The sequence below is a fragment of the Pontibacter burrus genome (genome assembly GCF_010686685.1).
GTDB classification, from domain to species: domain Bacteria; phylum Bacteroidota; class Bacteroidia; order Cytophagales; family Hymenobacteraceae; genus Pontibacter; species Pontibacter burrus.
The window spans coordinates 114429-138439 of record NZ_JAAGWD010000005.1; the positions used below are offsets into that span (position 1 = coordinate 114429).

Annotated in this window: 27 protein-coding genes; 10 read left to right on the forward strand and 17 right to left on the reverse strand. The window is 46.6% G+C overall.

The genetic code is table 11. The annotated features are described in order from the left end of the window. Positions 1–127: 127 nt before the first annotated feature. Complete coding sequence (locus GXP69_RS12105) at positions 128–1378, forward strand: amidohydrolase family protein (protein WP_163915338.1); 1251 nt, start codon at positions 128–130, stop codon at positions 1376–1378. Positions 1379–1648: 270 nt separating this feature from the next. Continuing rightward, on the forward strand, positions 1649–2101 hold the full coding sequence (locus tag GXP69_RS12110) for a DUF1569 domain-containing protein (protein WP_163915339.1): 453 nt from the start codon (positions 1649–1651) through the stop codon (positions 2099–2101). A 29-nt stretch (positions 2102–2130) separates the two neighbouring features. On the opposite strand, the gene GXP69_RS12115 is transcribed toward GXP69_RS12110, so the two are convergent. The 3 genes from GXP69_RS12115 to GXP69_RS12125 all read right to left on the reverse strand — a co-directional run bounded on the left by GXP69_RS12115 (position 2131) and on the right by GXP69_RS12125 (position 4365). Further along, positions 2131–2787, reverse strand: coding sequence for a dioxygenase family protein (locus tag GXP69_RS12115; protein WP_163915340.1), 657 nt, complete (start codon positions 2785–2787; stop codon positions 2131–2133). Between the two features lie 248 nt (positions 2788–3035). Further along, positions 3036–3461: an SRPBCC family protein gene (locus GXP69_RS12120; protein ID WP_163915341.1), complete on the reverse strand. Its 426-nt coding sequence runs from the start codon at positions 3459–3461 to the stop codon at positions 3036–3038. Between the two features lie 301 nt (positions 3462–3762). Then, the gene (locus GXP69_RS12125; protein ID WP_163915342.1) at positions 3763–4365 is read right to left on the reverse strand and encodes a hypothetical protein; all 603 of its coding nucleotides are present in this window, start codon (positions 4363–4365) and stop codon (positions 3763–3765) included. Between the two features lie 334 nt (positions 4366–4699). On the opposite strand from GXP69_RS12125, the gene GXP69_RS12130 reads away from it, so the two are divergent. Beyond that, positions 4700–5137: a hypothetical protein gene (locus tag GXP69_RS12130; RefSeq protein ID WP_163915343.1), complete on the forward strand. Its 438-nt coding sequence runs from the start codon at positions 4700–4702 to the stop codon at positions 5135–5137. Between the two features lie 183 nt (positions 5138–5320). Beyond that, positions 5321–5836, forward strand: coding sequence for a hypothetical protein (locus GXP69_RS12135; protein ID WP_163915344.1), 516 nt, complete (start codon positions 5321–5323; stop codon positions 5834–5836). Between the two features lie 227 nt (positions 5837–6063). Here GXP69_RS12135 and GXP69_RS12140 read toward each other — a convergent pair whose 3' ends face one another. Beyond that, entirely contained in the window at positions 6064–6435 is a 372-nt protein-coding gene (locus GXP69_RS12140; protein ID WP_235925690.1) for a DUF983 domain-containing protein, read from the reverse strand. A gap of 189 nt (positions 6436–6624) precedes the next feature. Here GXP69_RS12140 and GXP69_RS12145 point away from each other — a divergent pair, with 189 nt between their 5' ends. Next, positions 6625–7503 (forward strand): AraC family transcriptional regulator, encoded by an 879-nt coding sequence (locus GXP69_RS12145; protein WP_163915345.1) that lies wholly within the window; start codon positions 6625–6627, stop codon positions 7501–7503. A gap of 211 nt (positions 7504–7714) precedes the next feature. Here GXP69_RS12145 and GXP69_RS12150 read toward each other — a convergent pair whose 3' ends face one another. The 4 genes from GXP69_RS12150 to GXP69_RS19215 form a co-directional block, all read right to left on the reverse strand. After that, complete coding sequence (locus GXP69_RS12150; protein WP_163915346.1) at positions 7715–7900, reverse strand: hypothetical protein; 186 nt, start codon at positions 7898–7900, stop codon at positions 7715–7717. Between the two features lie 21 nt (positions 7901–7921). Further along, complete coding sequence (locus GXP69_RS12155; RefSeq protein WP_163915347.1) at positions 7922–8434, reverse strand: ArsI/CadI family heavy metal resistance metalloenzyme; 513 nt, start codon at positions 8432–8434, stop codon at positions 7922–7924. A 69-nt stretch (positions 8435–8503) separates the two neighbouring features. Further along, positions 8504–9079: a sigma-70 family RNA polymerase sigma factor gene (locus GXP69_RS12160; RefSeq protein WP_163915348.1), complete on the reverse strand. Its 576-nt coding sequence runs from the start codon at positions 9077–9079 to the stop codon at positions 8504–8506. 40 nt (positions 9080–9119) lie between these two features. After that, complete coding sequence (locus GXP69_RS19215; RefSeq protein WP_262887438.1) at positions 9120–9245, reverse strand: hypothetical protein; 126 nt, start codon at positions 9243–9245, stop codon at positions 9120–9122. Between the two features lie 47 nt (positions 9246–9292). Between GXP69_RS19215 and GXP69_RS12165 the strand changes: the two genes are divergently transcribed. Beyond that, complete coding sequence (locus GXP69_RS12165; RefSeq protein ID WP_235925691.1) at positions 9293–10093, forward strand: membrane or secreted protein; 801 nt, start codon at positions 9293–9295, stop codon at positions 10091–10093. A gap of 57 nt (positions 10094–10150) precedes the next feature. Here the strand turns inward: GXP69_RS12165 and GXP69_RS12170 are convergent, their stop codons facing one another. Next, positions 10151–10669, reverse strand: a complete 519-nt coding sequence (locus GXP69_RS12170) for a DUF488 domain-containing protein (protein WP_163915349.1) — start codon at positions 10667–10669, stop codon at positions 10151–10153. A 185-nt stretch (positions 10670–10854) separates the two neighbouring features. Beyond that, positions 10855–11277, reverse strand: coding sequence for a tRNA (5-methylaminomethyl-2-thiouridylate)-methyltransferase (locus GXP69_RS12175; RefSeq protein ID WP_204282011.1), 423 nt, complete (start codon positions 11275–11277; stop codon positions 10855–10857). Positions 11278–11423: 146 nt separating this feature from the next. On the opposite strand from GXP69_RS12175, the gene GXP69_RS12180 reads away from it, so the two are divergent. Next, complete coding sequence (locus GXP69_RS12180) at positions 11424–12104, forward strand: RNA polymerase sigma factor (RefSeq protein WP_163915350.1); 681 nt, start codon at positions 11424–11426, stop codon at positions 12102–12104. Between the two features lie 240 nt (positions 12105–12344). On the opposite strand, the gene GXP69_RS12185 is transcribed toward GXP69_RS12180, so the two are convergent. Continuing rightward, positions 12345–12890 carry a DUF4136 domain-containing protein gene (locus GXP69_RS12185; RefSeq protein ID WP_163915351.1) on the reverse strand — a complete coding sequence of 182 codons (546 nt, stop codon included), beginning with the start codon at positions 12888–12890 and terminating at the stop codon, positions 12345–12347. A gap of 190 nt (positions 12891–13080) precedes the next feature. Between GXP69_RS12185 and GXP69_RS12190 the strand changes: the two genes are divergently transcribed. Continuing rightward, a complete protein-coding gene (locus GXP69_RS12190) occupies positions 13081–14895 on the forward strand; it encodes an AMP-dependent synthetase/ligase (RefSeq protein ID WP_163915352.1) in 1815 nt (604 codons plus the stop codon). 122 nt (positions 14896–15017) lie between these two features. On the opposite strand, the gene GXP69_RS12195 is transcribed toward GXP69_RS12190, so the two are convergent. Together GXP69_RS12195 and GXP69_RS18975 are read right to left on the reverse strand one after the other, a co-directional pair. Beyond that, positions 15018–16706 (reverse strand): M1 family metallopeptidase, encoded by a 1689-nt coding sequence (locus GXP69_RS12195; RefSeq protein ID WP_235925693.1) that lies wholly within the window; start codon positions 16704–16706, stop codon positions 15018–15020. A gap of 93 nt (positions 16707–16799) precedes the next feature. After that, positions 16800–16976 (reverse strand): hypothetical protein, encoded by a 177-nt coding sequence (locus GXP69_RS18975; protein ID WP_204282012.1) that lies wholly within the window; start codon positions 16974–16976, stop codon positions 16800–16802. A 218-nt stretch (positions 16977–17194) separates the two neighbouring features. Here GXP69_RS18975 and GXP69_RS12200 point away from each other — a divergent pair, with 218 nt between their 5' ends. Together GXP69_RS12200 and GXP69_RS12205 are read left to right on the forward strand one after the other, a co-directional pair. Continuing rightward, positions 17195–17680, forward strand: coding sequence for an amino acid permease (locus GXP69_RS12200; protein ID WP_235925694.1), 486 nt, complete (start codon positions 17195–17197; stop codon positions 17678–17680). A gap of 252 nt (positions 17681–17932) precedes the next feature. Then, a complete protein-coding gene (locus GXP69_RS12205; RefSeq protein WP_163915353.1) occupies positions 17933–18235 on the forward strand; it encodes an elongation factor 1-alpha C-terminal domain-related protein in 303 nt (100 codons plus the stop codon). Positions 18236–18318: 83 nt separating this feature from the next. On the opposite strand, the gene GXP69_RS12210 is transcribed toward GXP69_RS12205, so the two are convergent. The 4 genes from GXP69_RS12210 to GXP69_RS12225 form a co-directional block, all read right to left on the reverse strand. Beyond that, a complete protein-coding gene (locus GXP69_RS12210; protein WP_163915354.1) occupies positions 18319–18804 on the reverse strand; it encodes a hypothetical protein in 486 nt (161 codons plus the stop codon). Between the two features lie 435 nt (positions 18805–19239). Then, a complete protein-coding gene (locus GXP69_RS12215) occupies positions 19240–20397 on the reverse strand; it encodes a serine hydrolase domain-containing protein (RefSeq protein ID WP_163915355.1) in 1158 nt (385 codons plus the stop codon). A 197-nt stretch (positions 20398–20594) separates the two neighbouring features. Continuing rightward, positions 20595–22910, reverse strand: coding sequence for a sensor histidine kinase (locus tag GXP69_RS12220; RefSeq protein ID WP_163915356.1), 2316 nt, complete (start codon positions 22908–22910; stop codon positions 20595–20597). 125 nt (positions 22911–23035) lie between these two features. Next, positions 23036–23704 (reverse strand): response regulator transcription factor, encoded by a 669-nt coding sequence (locus tag GXP69_RS12225; protein WP_163915357.1) that lies wholly within the window; start codon positions 23702–23704, stop codon positions 23036–23038. Positions 23705–24011: the final 307 nt, after the last annotated feature.

Sequence of the window (24011 nt, forward strand, 5' to 3'; positions counted from 1 at the left end):
GTGTATGCCCGGTCTTAAGCCAGACACGTTATAACTTTTAGCAAAAGTTCTTGTTTGGCTAACAGGATGAAGATTCTATACCTGCATATATCCTCATCCAAATTTTAATAAAAAGGAGACCAGATCAATGAAAAAATATATCAACGCAACGCTTTATGGGAACCCCGAATCCCGCGAAATTTTAGTAGAAAATGGACAGTTTAAAGCTATTGGGAACGATCTTGGCAACGCAGATGAAGTAATTGACCTGGAAGGCCGGTTGGTATTACCTCCTTACGTTGATCCTCACTTACACCTTGATTATATCTTTTCGGGACTGGGCGAAGGGAATGCAAACGTATCAGGGACTTTGTTTGAGGGAATTCAGCGGTGGAGTGAGAACAAGAAATCGTTGACCGAAGAAATTGTGCGGGAGCGTGCCATGAAAGGCATCCGAAAAGAACTGAGCCATGGGGTGCAGTTTATCCGCACGCATGTAGATATTACCGATCCGAACCTGATAGGAATGAAAGCCCTGATCAAGCTGCGGGAAGAACTGAAGGACATCGTGACTTTGCAACTGGTTGCATTCCCCCAGGAAGGATTCTTCCGCTATAAAGGTGCGGAACAGTTAATGGAAAAAGCCCTTGAAATGGGTGCTGACGTAGCAGGCGGAATCCCTCATTTCGAGATTTCCTATGAACATGGGGTAGAATCGTTGCGGCGTATTGTTGACATGGCCATAAAATACAAGGTCATGATCGATATTCACTGCGACGAGAACGATGACCCCAACAGCCGGTTTCTGGAGGTGCTGAATGCGCTTGTGATGGAAAAAGACTATGGAGCATATACTACAGCAAGCCATACCTGCAGCTTCGGTGCAGTTGAAAATAGTTACGCTAACAAAATGCTGGGCCTGTTTAAGGAATCACAGATCAATTTTATTTCCTGTCCTACAGAAAACGCGCATCTGCAGGGGCGTGGCGATAGTTATCCGAAACGCCGGGGCCTGACACGTGTAAAGGAGCTACTAAACAACGGAAATCATGTTGCTTTTGCACAGGACTCAATTGCGGATTACTGGTACCCTTTAGGGAACGGAAACATGATGAATATCCTGGATAACGGAATCCATTTAGCCCATTATACTCACATCGACGAGATCAATAAAGCGTTTGACCTGATCACGTACCACGGCGCACACATTATGCGTGTAAATGACCAGTACGGCATTGAAGCGGGGAAACCAGCCAACTTTATTGTGTTGGATGCTTACGACGCATATGAAGCCATTCGCGAGCGAGCAGAAGTGCTTATGTCTATCCGTAACGGAGAATACCTGTTTAAGCGCGAACCACGAAAGAATGAGATAGAAATTGATTTTCTGAAACTATAGCTGGTTTCTTGACTCACGTCAAAGGTTATGCGAATGAATTTGCGAATAGACAGCGCTGATCAGACTGGTTTGCGAACCAAATTGTCTTGCTGCTGCAGTAATATCGCAAAATTTTAATATACTGCAGTTGTAAAGCGGCTCACATCCTGGCTTACATGCATGCTTTTCGCTTCTGCTTCAACTATAGCTACACCAACTATAGCACACTTTGATCCGGATAGGAAATGGTAAAGCCGGGCCGCACTATCAAAACAGAAAATTGCCAATCAGATGAAAAACGTATTTGCCCCTGAAACTACAGCTGAGCTGATAAACCGTGTAAATGCCTTAACGCCCGATAGCAGACAGTTATGGGGTAAGATGGATGTGGCCCAGATGCTGGCACATTGCAACGTGACCTACGAGCTGGTGTACGAAGACAAACACCCGACGCCAAACCCGATCATGAAGTTTTTGGTGAAGCTTCTTGTGAAGGATTTTGTAGTAAATGAGAAGCCCTTTAAGCAGAATGGGCATACTGCGCCGCATTTTAAAATCGCTGATGCCAGAGACTTTGAAGTGGAAAAAAACCGCCTGGTTGGCTTTCTCCAAAAGACCCAGCAATTAGGCGAATCACATTTTGAGGGGAAAGATTCTCACTCGTTTGGCAAACTGACCAGTACCCAGTGGAACAACATGTTTTACAAACATCTGAATCATCACTTGTGCCAGTTCGGGGTGTAAACCTATAGTGTAACTATAGTTTGCGGCAATTACTTTGTGAGGATAATATCGCGTTTGCCGACCCATGTACTGTCGGGCAACTTTCTTACATCCAGTATACCTGTACCACCTACCAGCGACGTAATGGTTTTTAAGTAAGAGGCATTAACCAGACTATCGTCTTTAAACACGAAATCAGAAACATAATAGCTCTGGTTTGTATCTGGTTTTTTAATAGCAGCGTGTATGTTTGCCGGCATGCTGTTATCAGGGTAGCGGGCAGGACGTATAGTCCGGATTTCGTAAAACCCCCTCGCATCTGTTTTGCACCATCCGTGCAATCGCCCGTGCCATTTCTGGAAACCCTTTTCATTTCCAGCTTTAGAATAGTAGCCGTTATCATCGGTTTGGTAAACGTACAGCACCACGTCCGGGTAAGGTGTTTTCCCATCTGCTTTATAGATAGTACCCGTGATGCGTAGCTTTTCCCCGTGCTCCCTGTCCCCGGCTATTTTCATTGTAGACGTCAGTGTTTCCGGTATATACTCATAGCAACACAAAATATGCGCATCGGGGTTGTTACAAGTGTCTGCTGGCAGGTGGGTGGCAGGTTCTCTTTGTGCGAGGTTCTGAGTGCTCTCCTGGCAGGCAACCAGCGTAATGACTACTGTAACTGCAAAGCATACGTTTCTGTGAATTACCTGCATCTGGAAAAGGGATTTACTGTAGGAATATACGTTGCCGATACTGATATGTGAGGTTATAGTTTAAGGTGGTAACTATAGCCTCACCACTTTAATACATGCTGTGTCTTTTACATATACCGGAACCCCGGCCAGCTTCCTCAACTACCAGAAAATTCATGAGTTTTTCTCTTAAAATTCCTGAAGCCGGAAAACGACAGAAAATGTCATCTCCCGGCTTCAGGCATCTATGAGCAGAAAGTTTATAGTTATTAGTTTGCCTCTACGTATTTCTTGAAGTTATTCAGTATTGCCTGCCAGCCGCTTTGCTGCACTTCTACCGGCATGCTTTCTTCTGCATCAAAGGTTTGGGTAATCCTGGTATGGTTGCCGTTATCCTCAAAATAGATGCTTACTTTGCGGCCATCGGCCATGCCGTATGCAATCAGTTTCTGATCTTCCACATCGGTATAAACACCTTCAAAATCGAAAGCCATGCTTTCGTCTTTGGCGGCCATTGTGGTTTTAAAAGCTCCGTTTACGCGCAGATCGTTTTCAGCGTGAGGTGCATGCCAGTCGTCGGAGGCAAAGGCCCAGTTTGTGATGTGCTGCGGCTCGTTCCAGTATTGCCACACTTTTGCTACAGGTGCGTTTACGGTAGCTTCTACGGTTATTGCAGTTCTGTTGCTGGTATCCATTTCGCTGTTTTATGGTTTAGTTATAGTTTACAATTTGTACAGTTCAGGTAGTCTAACAAGCTATAGTTGCTTTTGCTTAAATCAAGATACAAACTTGTTGGAATTAATAGTGTTCAGGCTATAAAAAATTAAGACAACTATAAACTGCTCTGGCAAAACAACACACCTAAACATTAAGCATATAAGCATCCACAGCCTTTCCATCATCAGCAAACTATACAGCCCTAAAACAACGCCGTAGGAAACAAAGAAGGTTTATTTCCAACCGTCGTACTTGCCTTAAGTTACCCGGCCCGCCTGTTTACTGCTTGCCTGCCGGTGGTGGCGGCGTGATCATGATATGCGCTGCATGCGTGCCAGGGTCCATGATCCAGGGCATGGCTGGCGCTTCGGGCTTTAAGGGCAGGCCGGTGCTCTCGGCGGTGGCATACGGAATATACACCACGTAACGCAGGTAACCATCTTTTACCTCGCCGGTAGTCGGGTTCACATTCTCGTCTTTAGCTGTAAAAACGAACAGCGAGGTAGGCTGTTTCGGCATTTTCAGCTTTCCGCTTTTCACTTCCTGCTCCCGCATGTCAAAGATCTCCTTGCTTTCTTTTCCCGCCTTTCTCAATTCGCGGCCACGGGCCATAAAGGGGTCCAGGTCTTTATGATAGCTGGATACAGAGAAACCTTTTTGATTCGGGTCATCGGCAAGACATACCATTTCGTTTGTACCTTTTCGTAACTGCACAAATTCGCCTTTCTGGTTGTAGCCGTATACGGTGGCGCCATCCCGCTTATCTGCCGGAGCCGCCTGCACGGCCAGCTTTATCTGCGTGGCAGCGGGTGGTATAGTTGCCTGGCCCATTGCAATTGCCGAGAGCAACAGGCAAAAGGAAGTGAGTAAAGTAGTTTTCATGCCCATTTCAGTTTATAGTTGTTGAAAATTGATGACTGTGTAAGCTACCTTATACGGCTAAACTGAAAACTGACATAACCTCATTATAGCGTGCGGCCCCGTCATTTAGTGGCTTTGTGGTTAAACTATAGTTTGCTGCCACTTACAGTGTTTTCCTTTCTACATCAGAGAATCCTGATCACCGCTATTCTTTATGCGTAAAAAAGCTGTTCCGTACTGGTTGTGGCTCCAATTGTCTGGCTGCGACAGTTGTTTGGCGTAAAATCTGGTGAGGGCAAGCATTTGTCTATCTTTTAATGACTATATTTACAGCAGACATCAACTAAATAACAGCATGTATACAGGAATACAGCATTTGCATTCTTATCTTAGCTACCTAGTGCTACTGGGTCTGCTTGTGAGCTTTGTAGCGGCGCTTGCCGGGTGGTTTGGCAACAAATCCTTTACCGATAAAGACAGAAAACTCGGTCTGCTGGGACTAATCCCGGTGCACCTGCAGTGGGTAATCGGTATCGTTCTTTATTTTGTATCTCCGCTTGGTATGAGCAACTTCTCCGGCGAGGCAATGGGCGATTCAGTTTCCAGACTTTACATACTGGAGCACCCGCTTACCATGATCATTGCTGTTGTGCTGATCACAGTTGGTTATTCGCGTGCGAAGCGCCAGATAGGTAGCGACAACAGAGGATTTAAGAGCATTGCTATTTTTTACGGCATTGGCCTGATCCTGATCCTAAGCCGTATTCCGTGGAACGCATGGCCAGGCAACTAAGCCACCATACTCCCTGAAACTATAAACAGCCGCTCTGCCCTTTAATGGAAGAGCGGCTGTTTTTTTTGTCAACTTATTTAAATAGTGCAGGTCTCTGAAGTGCTCTAAACTATAGTTATGCCATACCTGCTTTTACTCATCGGAAAACGTTTATCTTTATCAAAAACAAACAACCTCAACCCGATGAAAACACCTTTACTCCTGCTTTTCCTGTTTCTGACAACTTCTTTTATTACTCTACCCGATAACTGGCAGAAAGCTACTCTCCGGAAAGAAGTAAGTGTCGAGCTTCCTACTTTACCGCCACTTGAGAAAGCCTTTGGTGTTGAAGGGTACCGAGTTCACAATGGCCGAACCGCCTTTGTTGCTTCAGTAGCAGATCTTATGGTGCCAAAGGAACAGCAAATAACAGCATACGATGCACAAGTTATTTTAATGGGAGCAGAAATGGGTACCATAAAGCGAGCCAAAGGTGAACTTATAAATGCAACTGAACTGAAGTTAGGCAAAACTACAGGGCGCGAGATTACTTTTAAAACAACCGACCCCGATTCCGGAATGACGATCCTGAATTATATGCGCATGTTTGTAGTCGGCCGTAACATGTACTCTTTCCATTGCTGGTACCCAGAAACCGGTGATGCAGCTAGCCTTCAGGATAAAGAAAAGTTTTTCGAATCGATCAGTATTATCAACTGATTCTAAAATAAGGCACCACCGAACTATAGCTTATGCTATCTATAGTTTAGGGTTGTTATTAATCTGGTTCCATAGTTAAAACCTTGCTCCTACTCATTCCACTAACTATATCATCAAACTAAAAAAGGAGCCAATAATTGACTCCTCTTTATTTCTAACTTTAACTCAGCATTTATTAGGTTGCTTGAATTTCAGGTGTATAGCAATCTGTTATATCAATCTATAGTTCAGGCTGCTGCATTTTCAGATATTTCTTTACACGGCCCTTCATACCGGATAAAAATGTGGATCCAGACTGCCCTGGAAAGCCGGAAAATAACCGGTAAAAACCCGACTACCGTTACAGCTATCACGCCTATCATCATGGCCATCGTTACTTCCTCTACAAACTGATACAGCACAAAAAGCGATACTAGGAAAATAGCCACGTTGAAACCAAAACTGACATACATGGCCCCGTAATAATAGCCTACTTCGGGTTCGAATATCTGTCCGCAGCAAGGGCAGCTTTTGTGCATATCCGCAAACCGTGTAGTGTAAAGTGTGCCTTCCGGAAACATGTTTCCTTGTCTGCAGCGCGGACATTTTACGGTAGCCATACTATATAAAGCCGATTTTCTCTCCCCCATTTCGTTTACCTTTTATGAACTAAGCAAAAATACAACTTTTAACAGCCGGTTTCACGGCACAAATGAGACGAAATACTGTACTTTTATGCTCCGGTAGTTCCCAAAGCCGTGTTTTGGGCAATCCGGCTAAGTTGCAACTATAGCTACGCAGCAGCGCTCATGCAAAAAGATCATTTACCTATTTACCAGATTCAGGATTTTGAGGCGCAGGCCAGGAAGGATCATTACTTTTATTTCAGCTCTTTTGCAGCTCATTTAAAGGAGCATCTCTTTATCCGGGAGCCCCATAAACACGACTTTTATATTGTACTGCTCATTACCAAAGGCACCGGCACACATACCATCGATTTTAAAGCGTATGATGTTAAACCGGGAACCGTATTTTTTATGACTCCGGGGCAGGTGCACAGCTGGCAGCTGTCGCAGGATGCCGACGGACTTGTGATCTTCTTTACACATGCATTTTATACACGGGAGTACCCGGACCGACTGCTGTATGATTTTCCGTTCTTTAATGCCCTACTCCAGAACTCAGCACTACATCTGACAGCACAAGACGAAGCAACGCTTCTGCCTACTCTGCAACTACTTAAACAGGAGTACGAACAAGCTCTGCCCATGCGAAATGTGATGCTCAGCAGGTACCTGGATGTGCTGCTGATCGGGCTTAGCCGGATATACAGGCCTGATGATGCTGAGATAGAAACCATAGCTACCGAACAAACACTACTGCAGCAACTGGAGCGCCTGGTAAACCTGCATTACAAAGAGCACAAACCGGTAGCCTTTTATGCCGAACAACTGCACGTTACTGCTAAACATCTGAACGAGGTCTGCAAGAATGCTTTGGGAAGAACCACGAAGGAACTGATTCAATACCGAGTGCTGCTGGAGGCGAAGCGGCTGCTGGTGCATGCCGATCTTACCATTTCCCAGATAGCACTGGAGCTTGGCTATTTCGATACTACTTACTTCTTCCGATTCTTTAAAAAACAGACATGCCTTACCCCGGAGCAGTTCAGGGCGCAATATAAATAGAGGCTGTTATGCTACTGAATTAAGAGTTTGTTGCTAACTATAAACTATAGCAATCCTGCTTAAATCAGGAGTATGTGCTACTATAGTTGCATCAAAAAGGAATACGGCTCTACTCTCAAGCTCTTTCGGACTTCTAAGTCGAAAGCTTTATGTTGAAGGATTTCCTAATCTCCGTGTTGGGAATAAGGCGGAGAAGGATGTCTGCAGCAGCTTAAGTTCCGGACCTTCTTGCCCGGAACAGCAAAACACCTTGATGTATGGAACAGCAATGTTTTAACTGGCCGGAGGCCCAACTATAGTTCATTACGAGCGAGAACGTTTGCGCCATTGGCAGAGAGTTTACAGAATAAATCAGCAATGCTCTGAAGAAGGAGGAACTTCCTTCTTCAGAGATCATAACCTACTGTTCACCTTCAGCTTACTTTGCAGAGCAGGTTCCATCGCAGGCTTTTTCTACTATAGATTCAGCTTCGGCGTTATTGGCAACTATAGCATCTATTCCATCATTGCCATCCCATTTCTCCATCACCTCCGGGGCGGGACGTGCGTTTATGCCTTCGCCGTATACAGTGGCTGTACCATGAGTGTAAAATGCTTCCCAGTCCACACCCTGCGGATCTGTGATCCAAGACTTCTGGCTTTTGGAATAGCAACAGGTGCACTCTCCTTCTTCAAACACTTTGCCTTTTGCTTCCTGCATGTTGGCATACACTTGCTGCAGCGCCTCTTCAGAATCAACCTGTAGCCCCAGGTGCTCTATTCCAGTCTGTGCATGCCCCGTTGATATGGCAAAATTAATTCTTGGGTCTTCGAGCATCCATTTCGCATAATCCGGCTTTACAATTGCCGCAGCAGTTCCGAACAAAGCGTTGTAAAATGCGACGCTCTCCTGTAAATTTTTAACCCGAACGTGTACGTGAAATCTTTTCATGGCTGTATCAGCTTTAAGTTTAACCTTGTTTTTAAGGATGACTGACAAGCCCTGAAAAAGACGCAGCAATTATTCAGTTTTTTTTCGGAGTTGCTGCAAAGGTGCACAGCTATCTTTTACACTAAAGCCAACTATAGTGCCCCTGCTGTCAGTTTCTGTGTTGCAGCAGGCTTGTATCTCTTTTTGCAGCAGTTCTCTACCCCGTTGTATCCGGCTTTTGGTAGCACTTATCCCGAGGTTTAACTGTGCAGCTATATCCGTCTGCTTAAGGCCTTCTATATCCGACATGTACAGGGGCTTGGCGTACATTTCAGGTAAGAGGTTTATCAGGGGTGCCACATATTCCACCAGTTCGCTCCAGACCGATTTGTCATCTTCCAGCAGCACATCAGGCAGGTCGTGGCTGAGTTTTTTGTGGGTTTGCCAGTGGTCTGCTACCGCATTATGCGCAATCCGGAACAGCCAGGCATCTACTTTCTGAATTTCTCGGTCGGAGCAGCAGGCGCCGTAAATCTTCATCAGCACTTGCTGTGTGATCTCGTTCGTTGTATCTTCATCCTTTACCCGGCTGCGTATATAGTTTCTCAGTGCCTGCTGGTACTCCAGCCATAGTGTAGAGGCCTGCTGGTATTTCGTTATCTTCATAAATCTGATCGGTAGCGGAATGGAAGTTAAGCGTTCGCCTTTAAAATGATGCTAACTCCGCCTGAAAAATTATTTCTTCCGCAACTATAGTTTTGATGAGAGTTATAGTTGCAGCAGGTACCAAACTATAGTGGCAGGCATCAACTATAAACCAACTGAAGTGCACGTAATAAAATACAGTGAAACCGATCTGTCAAACTATAAATCTGAATTATGAAAAAGCATTCTCTCCTGAAAAGTGTAGGTGTTGCCGTGATCAGCCTGGCGCTGCTTGCCGGTTTTAAAGCCCCTGAGACTATAGCAAAGCAGGTAAAGGCCGAGCAACAGACGCAGGCAAACAGTCTGGAAGGTGCCTGGCGCCTGACCAGCAAAACCAAGAATGCAGCCGAAACGATAACCACAGTTAAGATTGTGCAGGATGGCTTTTTTACGGTAGCTGTATTTGATGAGCGCAACAAGAAATTTGTGGGCACTTATGGCGGTACTTATACGATAGCCAACGGACAGCTCACCGAGAAATATGAATTTAACACATTCGACTCAACACAGGTAGGCAAATCCAAAACCGGTAAATCCACTCTAAAGAGCAATACATGGCAGACCACCGGCCTTGGGCAACAAAACAGAACCGAGAACTGGGAAAAAGTGAACGAAACAAAGGCAGGCTCTCCGCTGGCAGGAACCTGGCGCATAACAGGGCGCGAGCAAAACGGGCAGATGAACACCATGCGGCCAGGCCCCCGCAAAACGCTGAAGGTACTTTCCGGCACACGTTTCCAGTGGATCGCCTTTAACTCAGAAACCGGCGAATTTTCCGGAACGGGAGGCGGTACTTACACTGCTAAAGACGGAAAATATACCGAAAATATCGAGTTCTTTTCCCGCGACTCCAGCCGGGTAGGCATGCAGCTGTCGTTTAACTTCGAAGTAAGAAATGGCAAGTGGCACCACAGCGGCCAGAGCAGCACTGGCAAGCCTGTTAACGAGATATGGGAACGCATTGCCGGTAACTAGCATCAACTATAGTTACACCAGAAACAAGCAGCTTTTCCTCGGGGGGAAGGCTGCTTATTACTTTTTCTCCATGCCATGTTGCTGCAGGTAAGCTGCGGTGTAAGGGTGTTCTGTAGCTACTTCCTCCTTCATTATGTGCATTACAAGCCAGCCCTCTTCCTTCAGGCAATCCGAGATGATGGCCCTGTGGCAACGCCACCAGACTGCCTCTGAGCACATATAAGCCGTACGTTTTTCCTGGGCTAGATCCTTCAACGCCTCTAGTGCATTCCTGAATTCTGCTGTCTCCGAATAATCGGCATACCCCCTGAACGATTCACTTCTCCAGATGGTATTATGAGAATCTGGTCTGGGTTTGCGGCGCCCGCCTAACGCTGTGAAGGGTGTATAATTTATGCCCGCTGCGGGCAGGTATTCTTCCAGCGCCTCTGCGTTAAAATGCGGGTATTTCCGGGAGCCCGGGTAGCGGCGCACATCTGCCAGCACTTCTATCCCGAAGGATTGTAATGCCTGAATAACTTCTTCGGGGCTGCGGGTAGAGTGGCCAAAGGTCCATATAGTTTGTTGAGCTGTCATATTTTTGTATTAGCCCTTATACCTACGATAACCTGCAGATTAGTATACTTAAACGACAGGGTTTGCCCAGACACGTGCTCCGGAACTATAGCTCAGGCCCAAAACCAAACCGCAGCGCCGGTGCCGGCGCTATGATGCCGGAACGGGCGCTGCAGTAAGGTATTCTATGGTTTTTATTGTCTTACTTAAACTCTTTCGTCAGGCAGCAGCATATAAAGCGAGAATGCCCCGATTGCCATAACAAGGTCACGAACAGCCACATCGAAGTACTGCCCGGAGATCAGCAGGTTAATGGCAATACCTACCAGCCAGAACGCTACGATCAGCGAGCCTATCTTAGGCCTGATCAGGACCAGCACACCGGCAATGATCTCGATTACCCCAACAATACTCATAAAAGTACCGACACTGAAAGGTAGAATATCAGCCACAGCCGGGGCAAGGTATTTATTCCAGTTGGTGAGCAGGTGTGTGTATTTGTCCAGCCCTGCTACTATAGGCACAATGCCGTAAGTATATTTCAGCAGGTTAATGGCAGTGGTCAGGCGGTCGTATGAGGGGCGCTCGGCCCTGTGCATGCCTGTTGATGTTGATGCGATAGTTCCCATGATGTTGTCCTCCTCTTTTAAAGTTAATTCTGATGATTAGATGATTGTGCAGGAAAAACGTTACACTAAATGTAACCAACTGGTTTTCAGAGCATCTAACCAGCAAATAAATACTTACAAAACAAGCTAATTATTATCACAAAGCCATGAAACAATTAACTGCAACAAACTATACAGAACTTACCGATGCGGAGGTGGTGACACGCGTGCTCGCCGGCGAGGTAGCGTTGTATGAACTGCTGATGCGGCGGCATAACCAGAAACTGTACCGCGTGGTTCGCAGCTACCTGAAGCAGGAACAGGAAGTAGAAGATGTGATGCAGGACACCTACCTGAAGGCATTCGAAAAGCTTTACCAGTTCCGCAGCGATGCCCTGTTCTCTACCTGGCTTATCCGCATAGGCATTAACAACGCGCTGGCACGGCTGCGCGAGCAGAAAAAGCTCTCGACCGGCAAGTTACTGCTGGACCAGCCGGATGATTTCTCTCACCTGTTAAACCAAACCAACCCGATGAACCCCGAGCAATTAGCCATACGGCAGGAAATTAAAGAGCTGCTGGAAAAAGCCATAGACGGCATACCAGCCCGGTACCGGATCGTGTATACACTACGCGAAATAGAAGACATGTCCATCCAGCAGATAACAGAATGCCTGGACCTGACAGAAAGCAACGTGAAGGTTCGGCTGCACCGGGCAAAAGCCATGCTTAAGGAAAGCTTGTTTAAATTGTCGGTTAACCGGGAGGTTTTTGAGTTCGGAAACAAACGCTGCGATGCACTGGCGGAACGGGTACTGAACGCGCTACCTCCGGACCGTGCAGCCTGAACTATAGTTTGCTACCAAACCAGCAGTTAGCTATAGTTTAAGAACAAAGCGGTAACAAAAAGGCTGCTATGTTACGCTCAAATCAGGGCTTTATTATATAACGGTAAAGCTTTAGGGCAGCTATTTTATAGTTCAAAAGGCGGGGCTACCTTTGGCATAAGGTGTTAATAATTAGTGTAAGAAGTTAGTTTGTTGTACATCAGAAAGGCGCTGCCGCAGGTGGCGCCTTTCTGTTTGCTACTACGGAATTTGCTGCAGCAGTTTCTGCACCCCCTCGCTGATGCGTTTCTGTATTTTCGGGGTATTATTCTCCGGTAAAACGCCTTCTGCAGCGCCCTGCCAAACCAGCTTGTTTGTAGCATTATCAACCAAGTGCAACGAGAGCGTGCCCTGCTTATAGTTGTTCACCACCACTTCTTCGCTTTTCCAGGTGTAGCGGCGCTGCCCGATGTAGTAGGGTGCATCACTCCCGTACCTGGTTTCGCGGGTCTGCACCTTACTGGCCACCACCAATCCCAGGTTTATTTTCAGTTCCGGATCGGAAGAACTTTGCTTTAGCCCGCGCTGCTCCAGTTGCCGGGCAATTTCCTGGCGCAGAAAGTCCAGCTGCGGCGCATAAGCCTCCAGTGCATCACCACCGGTTTCTACTTCATAAAAATCAAACGTGCTATAGTTGCTTAACCTGAAGCCTTCATCTGCCTTGGTATCCAGCACGCGTATAGAGGAGCATCCGGCCAGCAGTATTGTCAGCCAGCATAGTGCTATAGTTGCAATTCGTATTGTCATATATCCGGCGTGTTAATTCTCTTTCAATTTTATACGCCGCCGGTTTTGCCCGGTTAAAATAATTACTGGCTCCACGTTGGCATCTGATACACTATACTAAAAACAGGCTTAAATTTGCAGGTACAACAGCTGCTTTAAATGCGCGTAAGTGTGTACAGTGGCTGCTCCCAGGAAAGCCATGTGAAGAGAAATGACAACGACACCCACGACCCCAGGCCACGAGCCTAAAAGATTATTTGACTGCCTGCCCTACCAGCTACACCATTTTCCGCTGGATGATATGATGGCCGCAAAAGAAAACGGCGAATGGCGCAGTTATAGCACGCGCGTAGTACAGGAAAAAGCAGATCAGTTAAGTGCAGGCCTGCTACACCTGGGTATCACCCGCGCCGATGGCACGATAGAGAACCGCGATAAGATTGCCATCATCAGCCAGAACTGCCCCGAGTGGATGCTTGCCGACCTGGCCATACAGCAGATAGGTGCGGTATCGGTGCCGGTTTACCCGAACATCAACAACAACGAGCTACAGTTTATATTGCAGGATGCCGGCGTAAAAATAGCATTTGTAGGCGATAAATCCCTGTACCGCAAACTGGAAGCTATACAGGAACAACTGCCGGAGCTAAAGCTGATCTATACTTTTAAGCCAGTTGACTATGTGCCGAGCTGGACAGAGCTCCTGACAGAAGTTACCCCAACTATAAAAACTGAACTGGAAACGCTTAGAGCGCAGGTGCAGGAGCAGGATGTTGCAACGATACTTTATACATCCGGCACCACCGGCATACCCAAAGGCGTAATGCTGACGCACCGCAACATTCTGAGCAATGTGTTCGGCAGCGCTAAAATTATTCAGGAGATCGGTGTGCAGGGCAAGAGAGCGCTTAGTTTTCTGCCCCTGAACCACGCATTCGAGCGCATGGCTACTTACTGCCTCTTCTACTCCGGCACTTCCATTTACTACGCCGAAAGCATGGACAAAATAGCCATAAACCTGCGCGAAGTAAAACCGGTGCTGTTTACCACAGTACCCCGCCTGCTCGAAAAAGTGTACGAAGGCATTTTGGCGAAAGGAAAAGAGCTGAAAGGCATTAAACGAGCACTGTTTTTCTGGGCTTTGAAGCTGGCTGAACGTTTCGAGATCAATACACCTAAAAGCCTGGACTACAGGTTGCAGTTAGCCCTTGCCGATAAGCTGATCTTCAGTAAATGGCGTGAGGCGCTGGGTGGCGAGGTGAAAGCAGTTATTACAGGCGCCGCCGCCTGCCAGATCCGTTTGCTGAAAGTATTCACCGCTGCCGGTATTGTGATACAGGAAGGATATGGTCTTACTGAAGCATCCCCGATCATAAGCGGAAACCGGTACAGCGAGAAGAACCGGATGTTTGGCACAGTTGGCCCATTACTCGATGGTGTGGAGGTTAAAATTGCGGAAGACGGCGAAATACTTTGCAAAGGCCCCAACGTAATGCTGGGCTACTATAAACGCCCCGACCTGACTGCCGAAGTAATGGATGGCGAATGGCTGCGTACCGGTGACATTGGTAAAATGATAGATGGGAAATTCCTGAAGATTACCGACCGCAAAAAAGAGCTCTTTAAAACCAGTGGCGGCAAGTACGTGGCGCCGCAGCCCATCGAAAATAAAATGGTGGAAAGCGACTGGATAGAGCAGATTATGGTGGTTGGTGAAAACCAGAAATTTGTGAGCGCACTGGTAGTACCTGCATTTCAGGCAGTAAAAACCTGGTACAACAACCAGGGAAAACCCTACCCCGGTGACCAGGCCATTACGCAGGACAAACAGATCAAGGCGCTCATCCGTGAGGCGATCAACAAGTACAACAAAGACTTTAACCCTGTAGAGCAGGTGAAGAAGTTTGTACTGATGCCTTACCAGTTTACAATTGAGAACGGTGAGCTAACTCCTACACTCAAGCTGAAACGCAAGGTAATCGTGCAGAAATACGAAAGCATGATCGGCTCGATGTACGCCAATTAAAGTACTCCGAAGTCAGAAAGCCGGCATAGTTGCCTATAGTTTTAAACTATAGGCAGCCATGCCAGCTTTGTATTTCACATTGTCAGAACCGGTATCTATAGCCGGTTAAAATAAACTATAGTTTATGCAGCAGTAGCCTCAGATGCTTCTATGTAAAAATTCGGATCTGCCTGCACCGTAGCATTCTTTTTCAGGCCCTTCAGCTCTTTCCATTCGGTAGTTGGTTCCAACCATTTTTCCTGGCCGTTTATCATCACACGCACCGGCATATCAAAGCCATCCACCGTGTTAGTCCAACGGTATTTCAGCTTTTTGCCGTTTACCTGGTACTCCAGTTTCGGGATGCGTACGTCGCGCAGGTATTGGTCAAAAAACGGTTTCAGTTCGCGCCCGGTGTGCTGGCTTAGGTAATCTTCTATTTGTTGAGTAGTAACTGTCTGGTGGTAGAAATCCTTGTTGAGGCCACGCAGAATGCCACGCCATTTTTCATCGTTGTTCACGATCTGGCGCAGCGTGTGCAGCATGTTACCACCTTTATAGTACATATCGCCCGAGCCGCTGCGGTTTACATTATAAATACCAATAATCGGTTTGTCGTTTCTGATGTTCTGGCGCGTTCCAATCACATACTCACTACTCGCCTGTTTGCCATAGTGGTAATCAAGGAACAGGTTTTCTGAGTAATTGGTAAAGCTTTCGTGAATCCACATATCAGCCACATCCTTGTTGGTGATGTTGTTGGCAAACCATTCGTGGCCAGCTTCGTGGATAATGATAAAGTCGAATTTAAGGCCCCAGCCCGAGCCGCTCAGGTCGCGCCCGCGGTAGCCGTTTTGGTAGCCATTGCCATACGTTACGGCACTCTGGTGCTCCATGCCCAGGTAAGGCACTTCCACCAGTTTAAAGCCATCTTCATAAAACGGATAAGGACCAAACCAATGCTCAAATGCCTGCAACATGCGCTTGGCATCCTTAAACTGCACTTTTGCCTTTTCCAGGTTCTCACGCAGTACATAATAGTCGCAATCCAGCGTGCCCTTCTCTCCTTCGTACTTCTCACCAAAGTGCACATAATCACCCACACTCAGGTTCACGCCATAGTTGTTTATCGGGTTATTGACAAACCAGTGGAAGGTTCTTGTACCATCATTGTGCGGCTCTATGCCACGCAGCCTTCCGTTCGACACATCCGTCAGGTTTTCGGGTACGCGTACACTTATCTGCATGCTGTCGGGCTCGTCGTACATGTGGTCTTTGCAGGGCCACCAGATGCTGGCACCAGAGCCTTGGTTTGAGTTAGCGATGAATGGCAGGCCGTTGCTGTCCTTTGTCCAGGTAATGCCCCCGGTCCATGGTGGATTGGTGCTTACTATTGGTTTGCCGCCATAAAATACCTCCAGCTTATTCTGGGCACCGGCGCGCTGCGTTGCTGCCAGCTGAATAAAATAAGCATTGCCATCGCGCTTAAAAGTGAGCTCCTTTCCATCCTGCACTATCTTCTGTATCGCCATCGGCTCCTGCAGGTCTATCTGCATTACCTTATTGGGCTCCAGTACTTTGTAGTGGATAACATTGCTGCCTTTTATAGTGCTGTCAGCTGGATTCACCTGCACTTTCAGGTGGTAATAGGTAAGATCCCACCAGGCACGTTCCGGGGTTATGGAGCCTCGTAGGGTATCCTGCCGTGTAAACTGCCTGGTTTGTGCTTCGGTAGTGGTAGCTGCAGCCAGGCCAAGCAGTAGTGCTAAGGCAAATACATAGTTTCTGTAGTGTAGCATGCGTGTTGTTTTGATGATCTTCTTATTTGCCATACCTTACCTAAGGCAGACATAATCAAGGTAATATTCTCAAAATATACCAGATCATCAAACAAAAAGCCAGCGGGTGCTGGCTAAAACTGTCAATTATTCTTCGCGCTTCTGCAATGCGCCATATAAAACAGGACTAAAGAACCGGAGATTCTCCAGAATACAGGTCATGCCATAAAATTTTTCAGGGTCGATCTCGGAATGCTCGGCCATGGCAGCAATAATATCATCGAGCGCTGCAGCATACCTGTTATCAAATTCTTCCTGTGTCATCAGCTGTAGAGTATCCTATAGTTAACCCCAAACTTAGGCATATAATTTCATAATAGGCTGCTTCTTTACTCCCTTTCCACATCTTTCGCCTACATTTCTGCAGAACTGAAAACGGGCCGGCGTGGCATGGCTACAGCGCTGCTGGCTGGTATTCTCATCATCACGCTGGTGTATATCCTGGTAAACATGTCATTGCTTAAAGTACCGGTTTAGATGGTATGGCCACTTCTGAGGTTGTGGCAGGCGACCTGATGCAGGTTACCCTCAGGGAAGGCGGTGTGGTGCTGATCGAGGTACTGGTGGCTATTTCGGCGGTTATGTCTGCTAAAGCTACCAACTACGCACTTGGCCGCGATCTTTCTGTGTCCGGGGCGTTGGGTAAATGGAAAAAACGTACATCATCTCCGGTAAATGCCTTTCTGGTGCAGGTCGCTATCTCACTGGCATTGGTCTGTCTGGGCTTTTTCACCTGTAACGGCTTCGAAACTATAGTTGAATACACGGCATCTGTTTTCTGGTACTTTTTACTACTAGTTGGCATTGCCTTGTTTGTGCTAAGCCGCAAAGACCCGAACCTCGAACGTCCTTTCCGAGTGCCGCTTTATCCTGTGTTGCCGCTGGTATGTTGCCTTACAAGCGCTTATCTTTTTTACTCCAGCCTGATGTATACCGGCTTTGGTGCTATGGTTGGCATCACGGTTTAGCAGCCGGTATTCTGTTGCTGCTTGCTTTGCCAGCGCAGCCAGGCATTGCAAGCCCACCCAGGTCAACTATAGATTGATCAAAGGAAACAATAAAAACCTATCTTATTTTACATAATTTACACACTATAGACTCAAAGCTATGAATGCGATATTGAAACCAATATGTGCCGGAGCCTTAGCTTTTGGGTTCGCTTCGTTTTGCCATGCCCAGACAACTACGGCTCTGGGCAACTTCCGAAACAGAGTCGCCAAATGGAAGCTACTATTTGCTGGATGGATAAAAAGCCATTGCGCGTTGGCAGCAGTTACCTGGTGCAACATGGCATAAATGTATCAAGGTCCAAAGTAAGTGCGCTTGCTAACCTGGTAGATGTTGTATCACTGAATGCATTGAAGGCGGTAGCTGAGCTGAATCTGAATGAAACTGCAGACGTGCAGTTGCGCACCGCTAAAGAAACCTTTTACGATCCGTTCGCTGAGAATAAAGCCAATGGCGCATTTACTGTGCTAGACGAGCAAACGAATGCAACAATAGAGGTTGGGTTGATTAGATAAGTGTGCCTACTGCTCAGATAACTCCTGATCGTGATGTCCATCGGAAATCGCTTCATGAGAATGGGTCGATTTTATTTACCCACTTATCTGTTCTCGTTGGTGTGTGAGTGCAGCGAAACAGAGATCTCGGAAAGGTATGCCTGCATGTAGAGCAGTAATGCACGGATAAGCAAGATCATGCCGGCCATTTCCAGTGATTCTTCAAGGGTGGTAAGCAATTCATAAGTGATGTTTGCCTCGCCGTACATTTCAGCATAAGCACCACCCACCATTTCTATACCTATCAGGCCGCAAATGTAAACGATGGCAGCAGCCATAAAGCGGGCCCTGAATGTGTTAGTAAGCGAAAAGAAGAATCTGGCAAAGTACGCTGCAACAAAGAGCAATAAAGCAATGCCAATTATTACCCAGGAGAAATGAAACACCCCACTGAAACTATACATATCATTTAACGGGCGCATGACCAGCCCATGTATCTCGGTTGCTTCATCTACTGCCATATACATAAATATAAAGGCCAGTATGCTCCATTGCTGTGTAAAGGCATCTTTTACTGCTCGCTTATACATACTAATTATAAGGAAAAGAACGCCTGAGAAAAACAGCAGCAAAGCAGAAAAAAAGGACGGGATATTGCCTTCGGCATCCAGATTAAACTTTGGGAGCAGCCCATAACCCGAATCATGCCCGGTGAAATGCTTTATGCAGGTTCCCGCCAGGCTGAGTGTTATCAGGGCTACTGTAACTATAGCTAAGAGGGAGACGACTGAGTTTATACTAATTTTTAAACAAAAAGGCTTTAGTGCTGCCTTACTTTCTGCTCCCGGTTTACCCGATGCGCTATATGTAACACGCGCGCCCGGAATAGTATCGTAATTTGCCATTAGATTAACATTAAACTACCCCGGACACAAGCGCCGGTCAAACACAATAAGGTACATTATCTATAAAATAAGTACTTATTACGTACTCCTGTGTTCAATGTTATAACTAACTCCCTTGAATTATAAATTATTGGAGGCTAATTTCTTATCACCTGTTTTAGCGGGCTGGGCAGGATACAGTACTTCCTGCAAATCTTTTGCGTAGCGGATGCTACCATTAGGCACATTACTCAGCATGATGATCGTGCTGTGATCTTTGGGGTTGCGGAGCAAATAAGTCGCATAGCCATGCCACAGGCCACCATGATACACGGCCGTATCGCCGCTGGCAAGCTGCAGTATGCGCCAGCCAAACCCATAGTCTTCTTTCAGGTTCTTTTTGTTTCTTGAGCCTTTAAAAGCTTCCTGCAGGGTTTCGGGCTTTACCAGTTGATTTGTGTACAACGCCTGGTCCCATTTATACAGGTCTTCTACCGTAGAGTAAATCCCTTTATCGCCCAGCACGGTGTCCAGGTAATCAGGCGAGCGTTTGCGTCTGCCGCCTGTATGACCGGTGGCAATTTTACCGGTAAGTGCTACCATATCCTTGCTATAGGTAAAGGTGTGGTTCATCTCTAATGGCCTGAAAATATGCTGCTGCAGAAACTCTCCGAACTCCAGCCCGGAAACCCGCTCTACAATGCTGGCCAGCAACATATAACCTGTATTGCTGTAATCGAAGTGCATGTTGGGCGGAAAGTAAACCGGCGGCTGGTGTTCTGACATCAGTTTAAGTACATCGTTATTGGTAATGGGTGTGTTGCGGTCCGGCCATAGTTCGTCGCTGAAGTAGGTATAGTTGCCTAAACCTGAGCGATGCGTCAATAATTGCCGTACGGTAATGCCTTTGTAGGGAAATTCGGGCAGATACACCTGCACGCTATCGTCGTACTGTAATTTGCCTTGTTCCTGCAGCATCATTACAGCCATTGCGGTAAACTGCTTGGAAACAGATGCCAGCTGAAAGGCAGTGCTGGTGGTAAGCGTATCTTTTTCTGAAAAGTTTGTATACCCAAAGGCGCCTTTATACAGCACCTGGTCATATTTCGTAACCAGTACGGTACCGTTAAAGCCTTTTCGTTTGTGTATCGTCTTAAACAGGGAGTCCAGCTCCTGGCTGAGGATGCGCGCACTGTCGGATGTGAAAGCTGCCGGCACCTTTACCTGTTCTCGTACCAGTGCGGGTTTTGTTTCTGCTTTTGCCTGCTGCACCGGTGCAGATTCCTGGCAGGCTGCCATTATAAAAAATGTTATCGCTACGCAATAGCGTACTATATATCTGAATAAAGGAAACTTCATACCAATTCTAACTGCCAACACAATTTTTCCGGTTTTAAAGATAAGGCATCGGCGGGAGTTGCCAATACCTGCTGTAAACTATAGTTTACTGTAAACGCCAACGCAGCCTAAATAATTTAATTGTGCATAACTATAGTTCAGGAGAGCGGGATCTGGATAGTGACCAGGCTGCCTTTGCCGGTTTTGGGAGATGTGATGGCAAATATACCGTTCAGCAGTTTTACGCGGTCTTCAATCATTTGTAAGCCAATTCCTCTCGATCGTATATTGTCAGGGTCAAAGCCTATGCCGTTATCGCGCACCTGCAGTATGATCTTGTTCTTAATGTTGCGTACCTGTATGGCTGCCACCGAAGCCTCAGCATGTTTGATGATATTGTTGATCAGCTCCTGGCAAATACGGTAAATGGCAATTTCGATGTAAGATTCCAGCCGTTCTTCTATCCCCTCTGTGCTGCAGCTGATATATAGCGCGCTCTCATCATACATTGTGCACAGGTCGTGCAATGCCTTATCAAGCCCGAATTCTAACAGCAGGCCTGGCACCAACTCATGCGATACTTTACGCGTCTGGTAAATAGCCTGGGATAGCAGCTCTTTCGCCTGCTTTAGTGCGCTGATGGGGGCTGTTGTGGGTTGCAGTCGGTCCAGGTTTAGTTGCGCGGCGTATAGCAGCTGCCCTACCCCATTGTGCAACGATTCCGATATTCTGCGGCGCTCTACTTCCTGGGCTTCCAGTATGGCAATTAAGGTACTTTTCTGCAGGTCCAGCTTCATCTGCAGGTTTTCCTGTTCCAGCTGCATCACCTTTGATATGTCCTGCACCACGCTGATATAATGGGAAGGGTTGCCTGCTTTGTCGCGTTTAAACACTTTGCCGCGCGAGCGGTACCAGGTTGTGGTGTCGTCTTTAAGTACCCTATAGTCCAATGTATAGATCTCATCATCTAGCAGTGTTCTGAAACTATTTACAAAGGCCTTGAGTTTGCCCCTGTCATCAGGATGGGCCCGGTCCATAATGCTGTCATAATCAATTCTGAGGGTCTCCTGGTAGCGGGTCAGGTCATCTTTATAGGCATCCTGGTTTACATATTCTACTTTGTTTGTGAGCAGGTTAAATACCATGATAAAATCCGGGGTGGCTTCCATTACCTGTTCTGTTAACAACTGGCTTTCGCGCAGCTCAACGGTACGGGCTTCTACCAGGCGCTCGAGGTTTTCGTTCAGTTCATTTAGCCGCTGCTCATCTTTCCTGCGCTGGGTAACATCTTTAAACAGTACGGCCACATGATTTTTCTCCATCTCGTTTATCCGGAAGGCATATAGATCAAACCATTTATCCAGGTACCCGAGATAACTTTCAAACCGGATGGGCTCGCCAGTAAGTGCAACCTGCCCGTAAGTTTTTTTCCAGAAAGGCTCAATATCCGGAACCAGCTCATTTATTGTTTTGCCCAATACATTAGGTACGCCTACCTGTTCTTCAAATATATCGTTCAGTTCGATGTACCTGAAATCGACACATTCCATCTCGTCGTTAAAGATCACATCCAGCACACAGAAAGCCTCATCCAGCGAATTAATGATCTTTTTATACTTGTCGGTGGCATTACGTGTAACTTCATCTTTCAGGCGCAGCATCTCTTCCTCGGCCTGTACCTGGTCTGTAATGTCCTGCAGGGTTCCATACACTTTAACTGGTTTTCCCTGCGCATCTGTAATGAGTTGTGCCCGGCGCTGCACATACCGGATTTCGCCATCTGCCCTGATGATTCTGTGTGTGAAATTAAAAGGTATGCCTGTAGCATGTGTTTCTTTTATAGCATCCAGTGTCTGCTGCAGATCATCGGGGTGAACGAAGGATAAAAAATAATCAGTTGAGACATAATCGGGTGTAGGCTCCAGGCCGTGAATGCGGAATAGTTCATCAGACCAGCTAACGAATTTTCCTGGTAAAATGCGTTCAAAGCTCCCGATCCGGCCAATAGCCTGTGCATCGTTAAAATGCTGGTGTTCGTTACGCAGGGCGGTCTGAGCTTGATGCAGTGCAGATACGTCTTCGGCTTTGTGTATGATGTATAGAAGATTACCTTCTGCATCTGTTACAGGCAAATTCCGGAATCGCCAGCATGTATTTTCAAGGTTATCTTCTGATTCTGTAGTTTCCTGTGTTACCAGCACTTCCGGCAATTCGTGGGGCGCTTTGCTCGCCAGCACATGGTGCAGCGATTGTGCCAGATCAGCTAACAGTCCGCCACTGTTATAAGGATAAACATGTTGTAATACACGAAGAGCAGGTTGTCCCGTGAGAAGGGGGCGTTGCGTGTTGGTAGCCTGCAAAAAAGCATCCGAAACGGTAAGCACATCTAATTCAGGGGATAGAATCAGGTAAAGATCGGGCACCTTTTCGAACGCTTTCAGATCTGTTACAGCTGGCTTGGAAGTTGTGTTCATAGGCAATAACAGGATGAGGCGGCCAGTGGTACAGCATACCAGGCACAAAGCAACTATAGTTGCGCCTCTCGTTTGTTCAGTGATACGGATGCTGCCGGAAAATGACTTAAACTATAGTTTGCCTATTATTGCGGCATTTCCATTTTTATGATCTTATGCGCAATCGCGTATTTGATGAGATTAGCTGTATTCTTGGCTCCTGTTTTTTCCAGAATGTTTTGCCGGTGCGTTTCAATGGTGCGCTTACTTGTAAACAGTTTCTCAGCTATCTCGGCATTGGTATAGCCTTCTGCAATAAGCGATAATACTTCTATTTCACGTTTCGAAAGGCCGGCCTTGTCTTCTGTTTCAGGATCGAAACTGGCATTGTTATGAGACAGCATACTCATCGACAGCTCGCTGCAGATATAGTTTGTACCTTTTGCCACGAGCTTTATTGCCATGCGGAGCTCTTCCTTGCCTGTGGTTTTAAGCAGGTAACCAGATGCACCACATTGCATAATTTTCTGCACATAAGGCAGATTATTGAGCATAGAAAGCGCAAGCACCTTTGTTTCAGGGTATTGCTTGGCCACAAATTCTGTAGCCTCAAAGCCATTCATTTTCGGCATGTTAATATCCATCAGCACTACATCAGCCTGTTCCTGTTTCAGGAGGTCCATCAGCTCTACACCGTCTCCGGCTTCGCCAGTTACTTCTATCTCCTCGTCCTCGTCCAGCAGGACGCGCAGCCCCTGGCGTAGTATGATATGGTCTTCTGCGATGATAACCTTTACCGGTTTGTTATTTGCCATGCGTTTAGCCCGTAGCTTAAAAGTTCTGAAATACTTATTTGCTGATACACTTAAACTATAGTTACGGAAACAAGAAAAGCACCGGTGTGTAAACCGGTGCTTTGCATCAGTACTTATAGTGTATAGACTTTACCCCTGATTTTTCGTATCAATACATGCTTGGTAACTATAAGATGAGAGAGGACCATTCTCAGCACCTAAAAAGTATGGTCTCTCTCCATCTTAAAGTAACACAACTTGTACATTGCATTCATAGAATTATCCTTAAATACGCAATAAAAATACTAACAGATACTCAATATACCGT

What these genes read in the sequence shown, in the direction of transcription:
- GXP69_RS12145 (WP_163915345.1), top strand. Translation starts at nt 6,625, where the DNA reads ATGCAAAAAGATCATTTACCTATTTACCAGATTCAGGATTTTGAGGCG.
- GXP69_RS12195 (WP_235925693.1), bottom strand. Translation starts at nt 16,706, where the DNA reads ATGGCAAATAAGAAGATCATCAAAACAACACGCATGCTACACTACAGA.
- GXP69_RS12120 (WP_163915341.1), bottom strand. Translation starts at nt 3,461, where the DNA reads ATGGATACCAGCAACAGAACTGCAATAACCGTAGAAGCTACCGTAAAC.
- GXP69_RS12135 (WP_163915344.1), top strand. Translation starts at nt 5,321, where the DNA reads ATGAAAACACCTTTACTCCTGCTTTTCCTGTTTCTGACAACTTCTTTT.
- GXP69_RS12125 (WP_163915342.1), bottom strand. Translation starts at nt 4,365, where the DNA reads ATGAAAACTACTTTACTCACTTCCTTTTGCCTGTTGCTCTCGGCAATT.
- GXP69_RS12225 (WP_163915357.1), bottom strand. Translation starts at nt 23,704, where the DNA reads ATGGCAAATAACAAACCGGTAAAGGTTATCATCGCAGAAGACCATATC.
- GXP69_RS12205 (WP_163915353.1), top strand. Translation starts at nt 17,933, where the DNA reads ATGGAAGCTACTATTTGCTGGATGGATAAAAAGCCATTGCGCGTTGGC.
- GXP69_RS12170 (WP_163915349.1), bottom strand. Translation starts at nt 10,669, where the DNA reads ATGACAGCTCAACAAACTATATGGACCTTTGGCCACTCTACCCGCAGC.
- GXP69_RS18975 (WP_204282012.1), bottom strand. Translation starts at nt 16,976, where the DNA reads ATGACACAGGAAGAATTTGATAACAGGTATGCTGCAGCGCTCGATGAT.
- GXP69_RS12160 (WP_163915348.1), bottom strand. Translation starts at nt 9,079, where the DNA reads ATGAAGATAACGAAATACCAGCAGGCCTCTACACTATGGCTGGAGTAC.
- GXP69_RS12190 (WP_163915352.1), top strand. Translation starts at nt 13,081, where the DNA reads ATGACAACGACACCCACGACCCCAGGCCACGAGCCTAAAAGATTATTT.
- GXP69_RS12180 (WP_163915350.1), top strand. Translation starts at nt 11,424, where the DNA reads ATGAAACAATTAACTGCAACAAACTATACAGAACTTACCGATGCGGAG.
- GXP69_RS12210 (WP_163915354.1), bottom strand. Translation starts at nt 18,804, where the DNA reads ATGTATAAGCGAGCAGTAAAAGATGCCTTTACACAGCAATGGAGCATA.
- GXP69_RS12105 (WP_163915338.1), top strand. Translation starts at nt 128, where the DNA reads ATGAAAAAATATATCAACGCAACGCTTTATGGGAACCCCGAATCCCGC.
- GXP69_RS12130 (WP_163915343.1), top strand. Translation starts at nt 4,700, where the DNA reads ATGTATACAGGAATACAGCATTTGCATTCTTATCTTAGCTACCTAGTG.
- GXP69_RS12140 (WP_235925690.1), bottom strand. Translation starts at nt 6,435, where the DNA reads ATGGCTACCGTAAAATGTCCGCGCTGCAGACAAGGAAACATGTTTCCG.
- GXP69_RS12200 (WP_235925694.1), top strand. Translation starts at nt 17,195, where the DNA reads ATGGCCACTTCTGAGGTTGTGGCAGGCGACCTGATGCAGGTTACCCTC.
- GXP69_RS12175 (WP_204282011.1), bottom strand. Translation starts at nt 11,277, where the DNA reads ATGGGAACTATCGCATCAACATCAACAGGCATGCACAGGGCCGAGCGC.
- GXP69_RS12115 (WP_163915340.1), bottom strand. Translation starts at nt 2,787, where the DNA reads ATGCAGGTAATTCACAGAAACGTATGCTTTGCAGTTACAGTAGTCATT.
- GXP69_RS12110 (WP_163915339.1), top strand. Translation starts at nt 1,649, where the DNA reads ATGAAAAACGTATTTGCCCCTGAAACTACAGCTGAGCTGATAAACCGT.
- GXP69_RS12220 (WP_163915356.1), bottom strand. Translation starts at nt 22,910, where the DNA reads ATGAACACAACTTCCAAGCCAGCTGTAACAGATCTGAAAGCGTTCGAA.
- GXP69_RS12185 (WP_163915351.1), bottom strand. Translation starts at nt 12,890, where the DNA reads ATGACAATACGAATTGCAACTATAGCACTATGCTGGCTGACAATACTG.
- GXP69_RS12155 (WP_163915347.1), bottom strand. Translation starts at nt 8,434, where the DNA reads ATGAAAAGATTTCACGTACACGTTCGGGTTAAAAATTTACAGGAGAGC.
- GXP69_RS12215 (WP_163915355.1), bottom strand. Translation starts at nt 20,397, where the DNA reads ATGGCAGCCTGCCAGGAATCTGCACCGGTGCAGCAGGCAAAAGCAGAA.
- GXP69_RS12150 (WP_163915346.1), bottom strand. Translation starts at nt 7,900, where the DNA reads ATGATCTCTGAAGAAGGAAGTTCCTCCTTCTTCAGAGCATTGCTGATT.
- GXP69_RS12165 (WP_235925691.1), top strand. Translation starts at nt 9,293, where the DNA reads ATGAAAAAGCATTCTCTCCTGAAAAGTGTAGGTGTTGCCGTGATCAGC.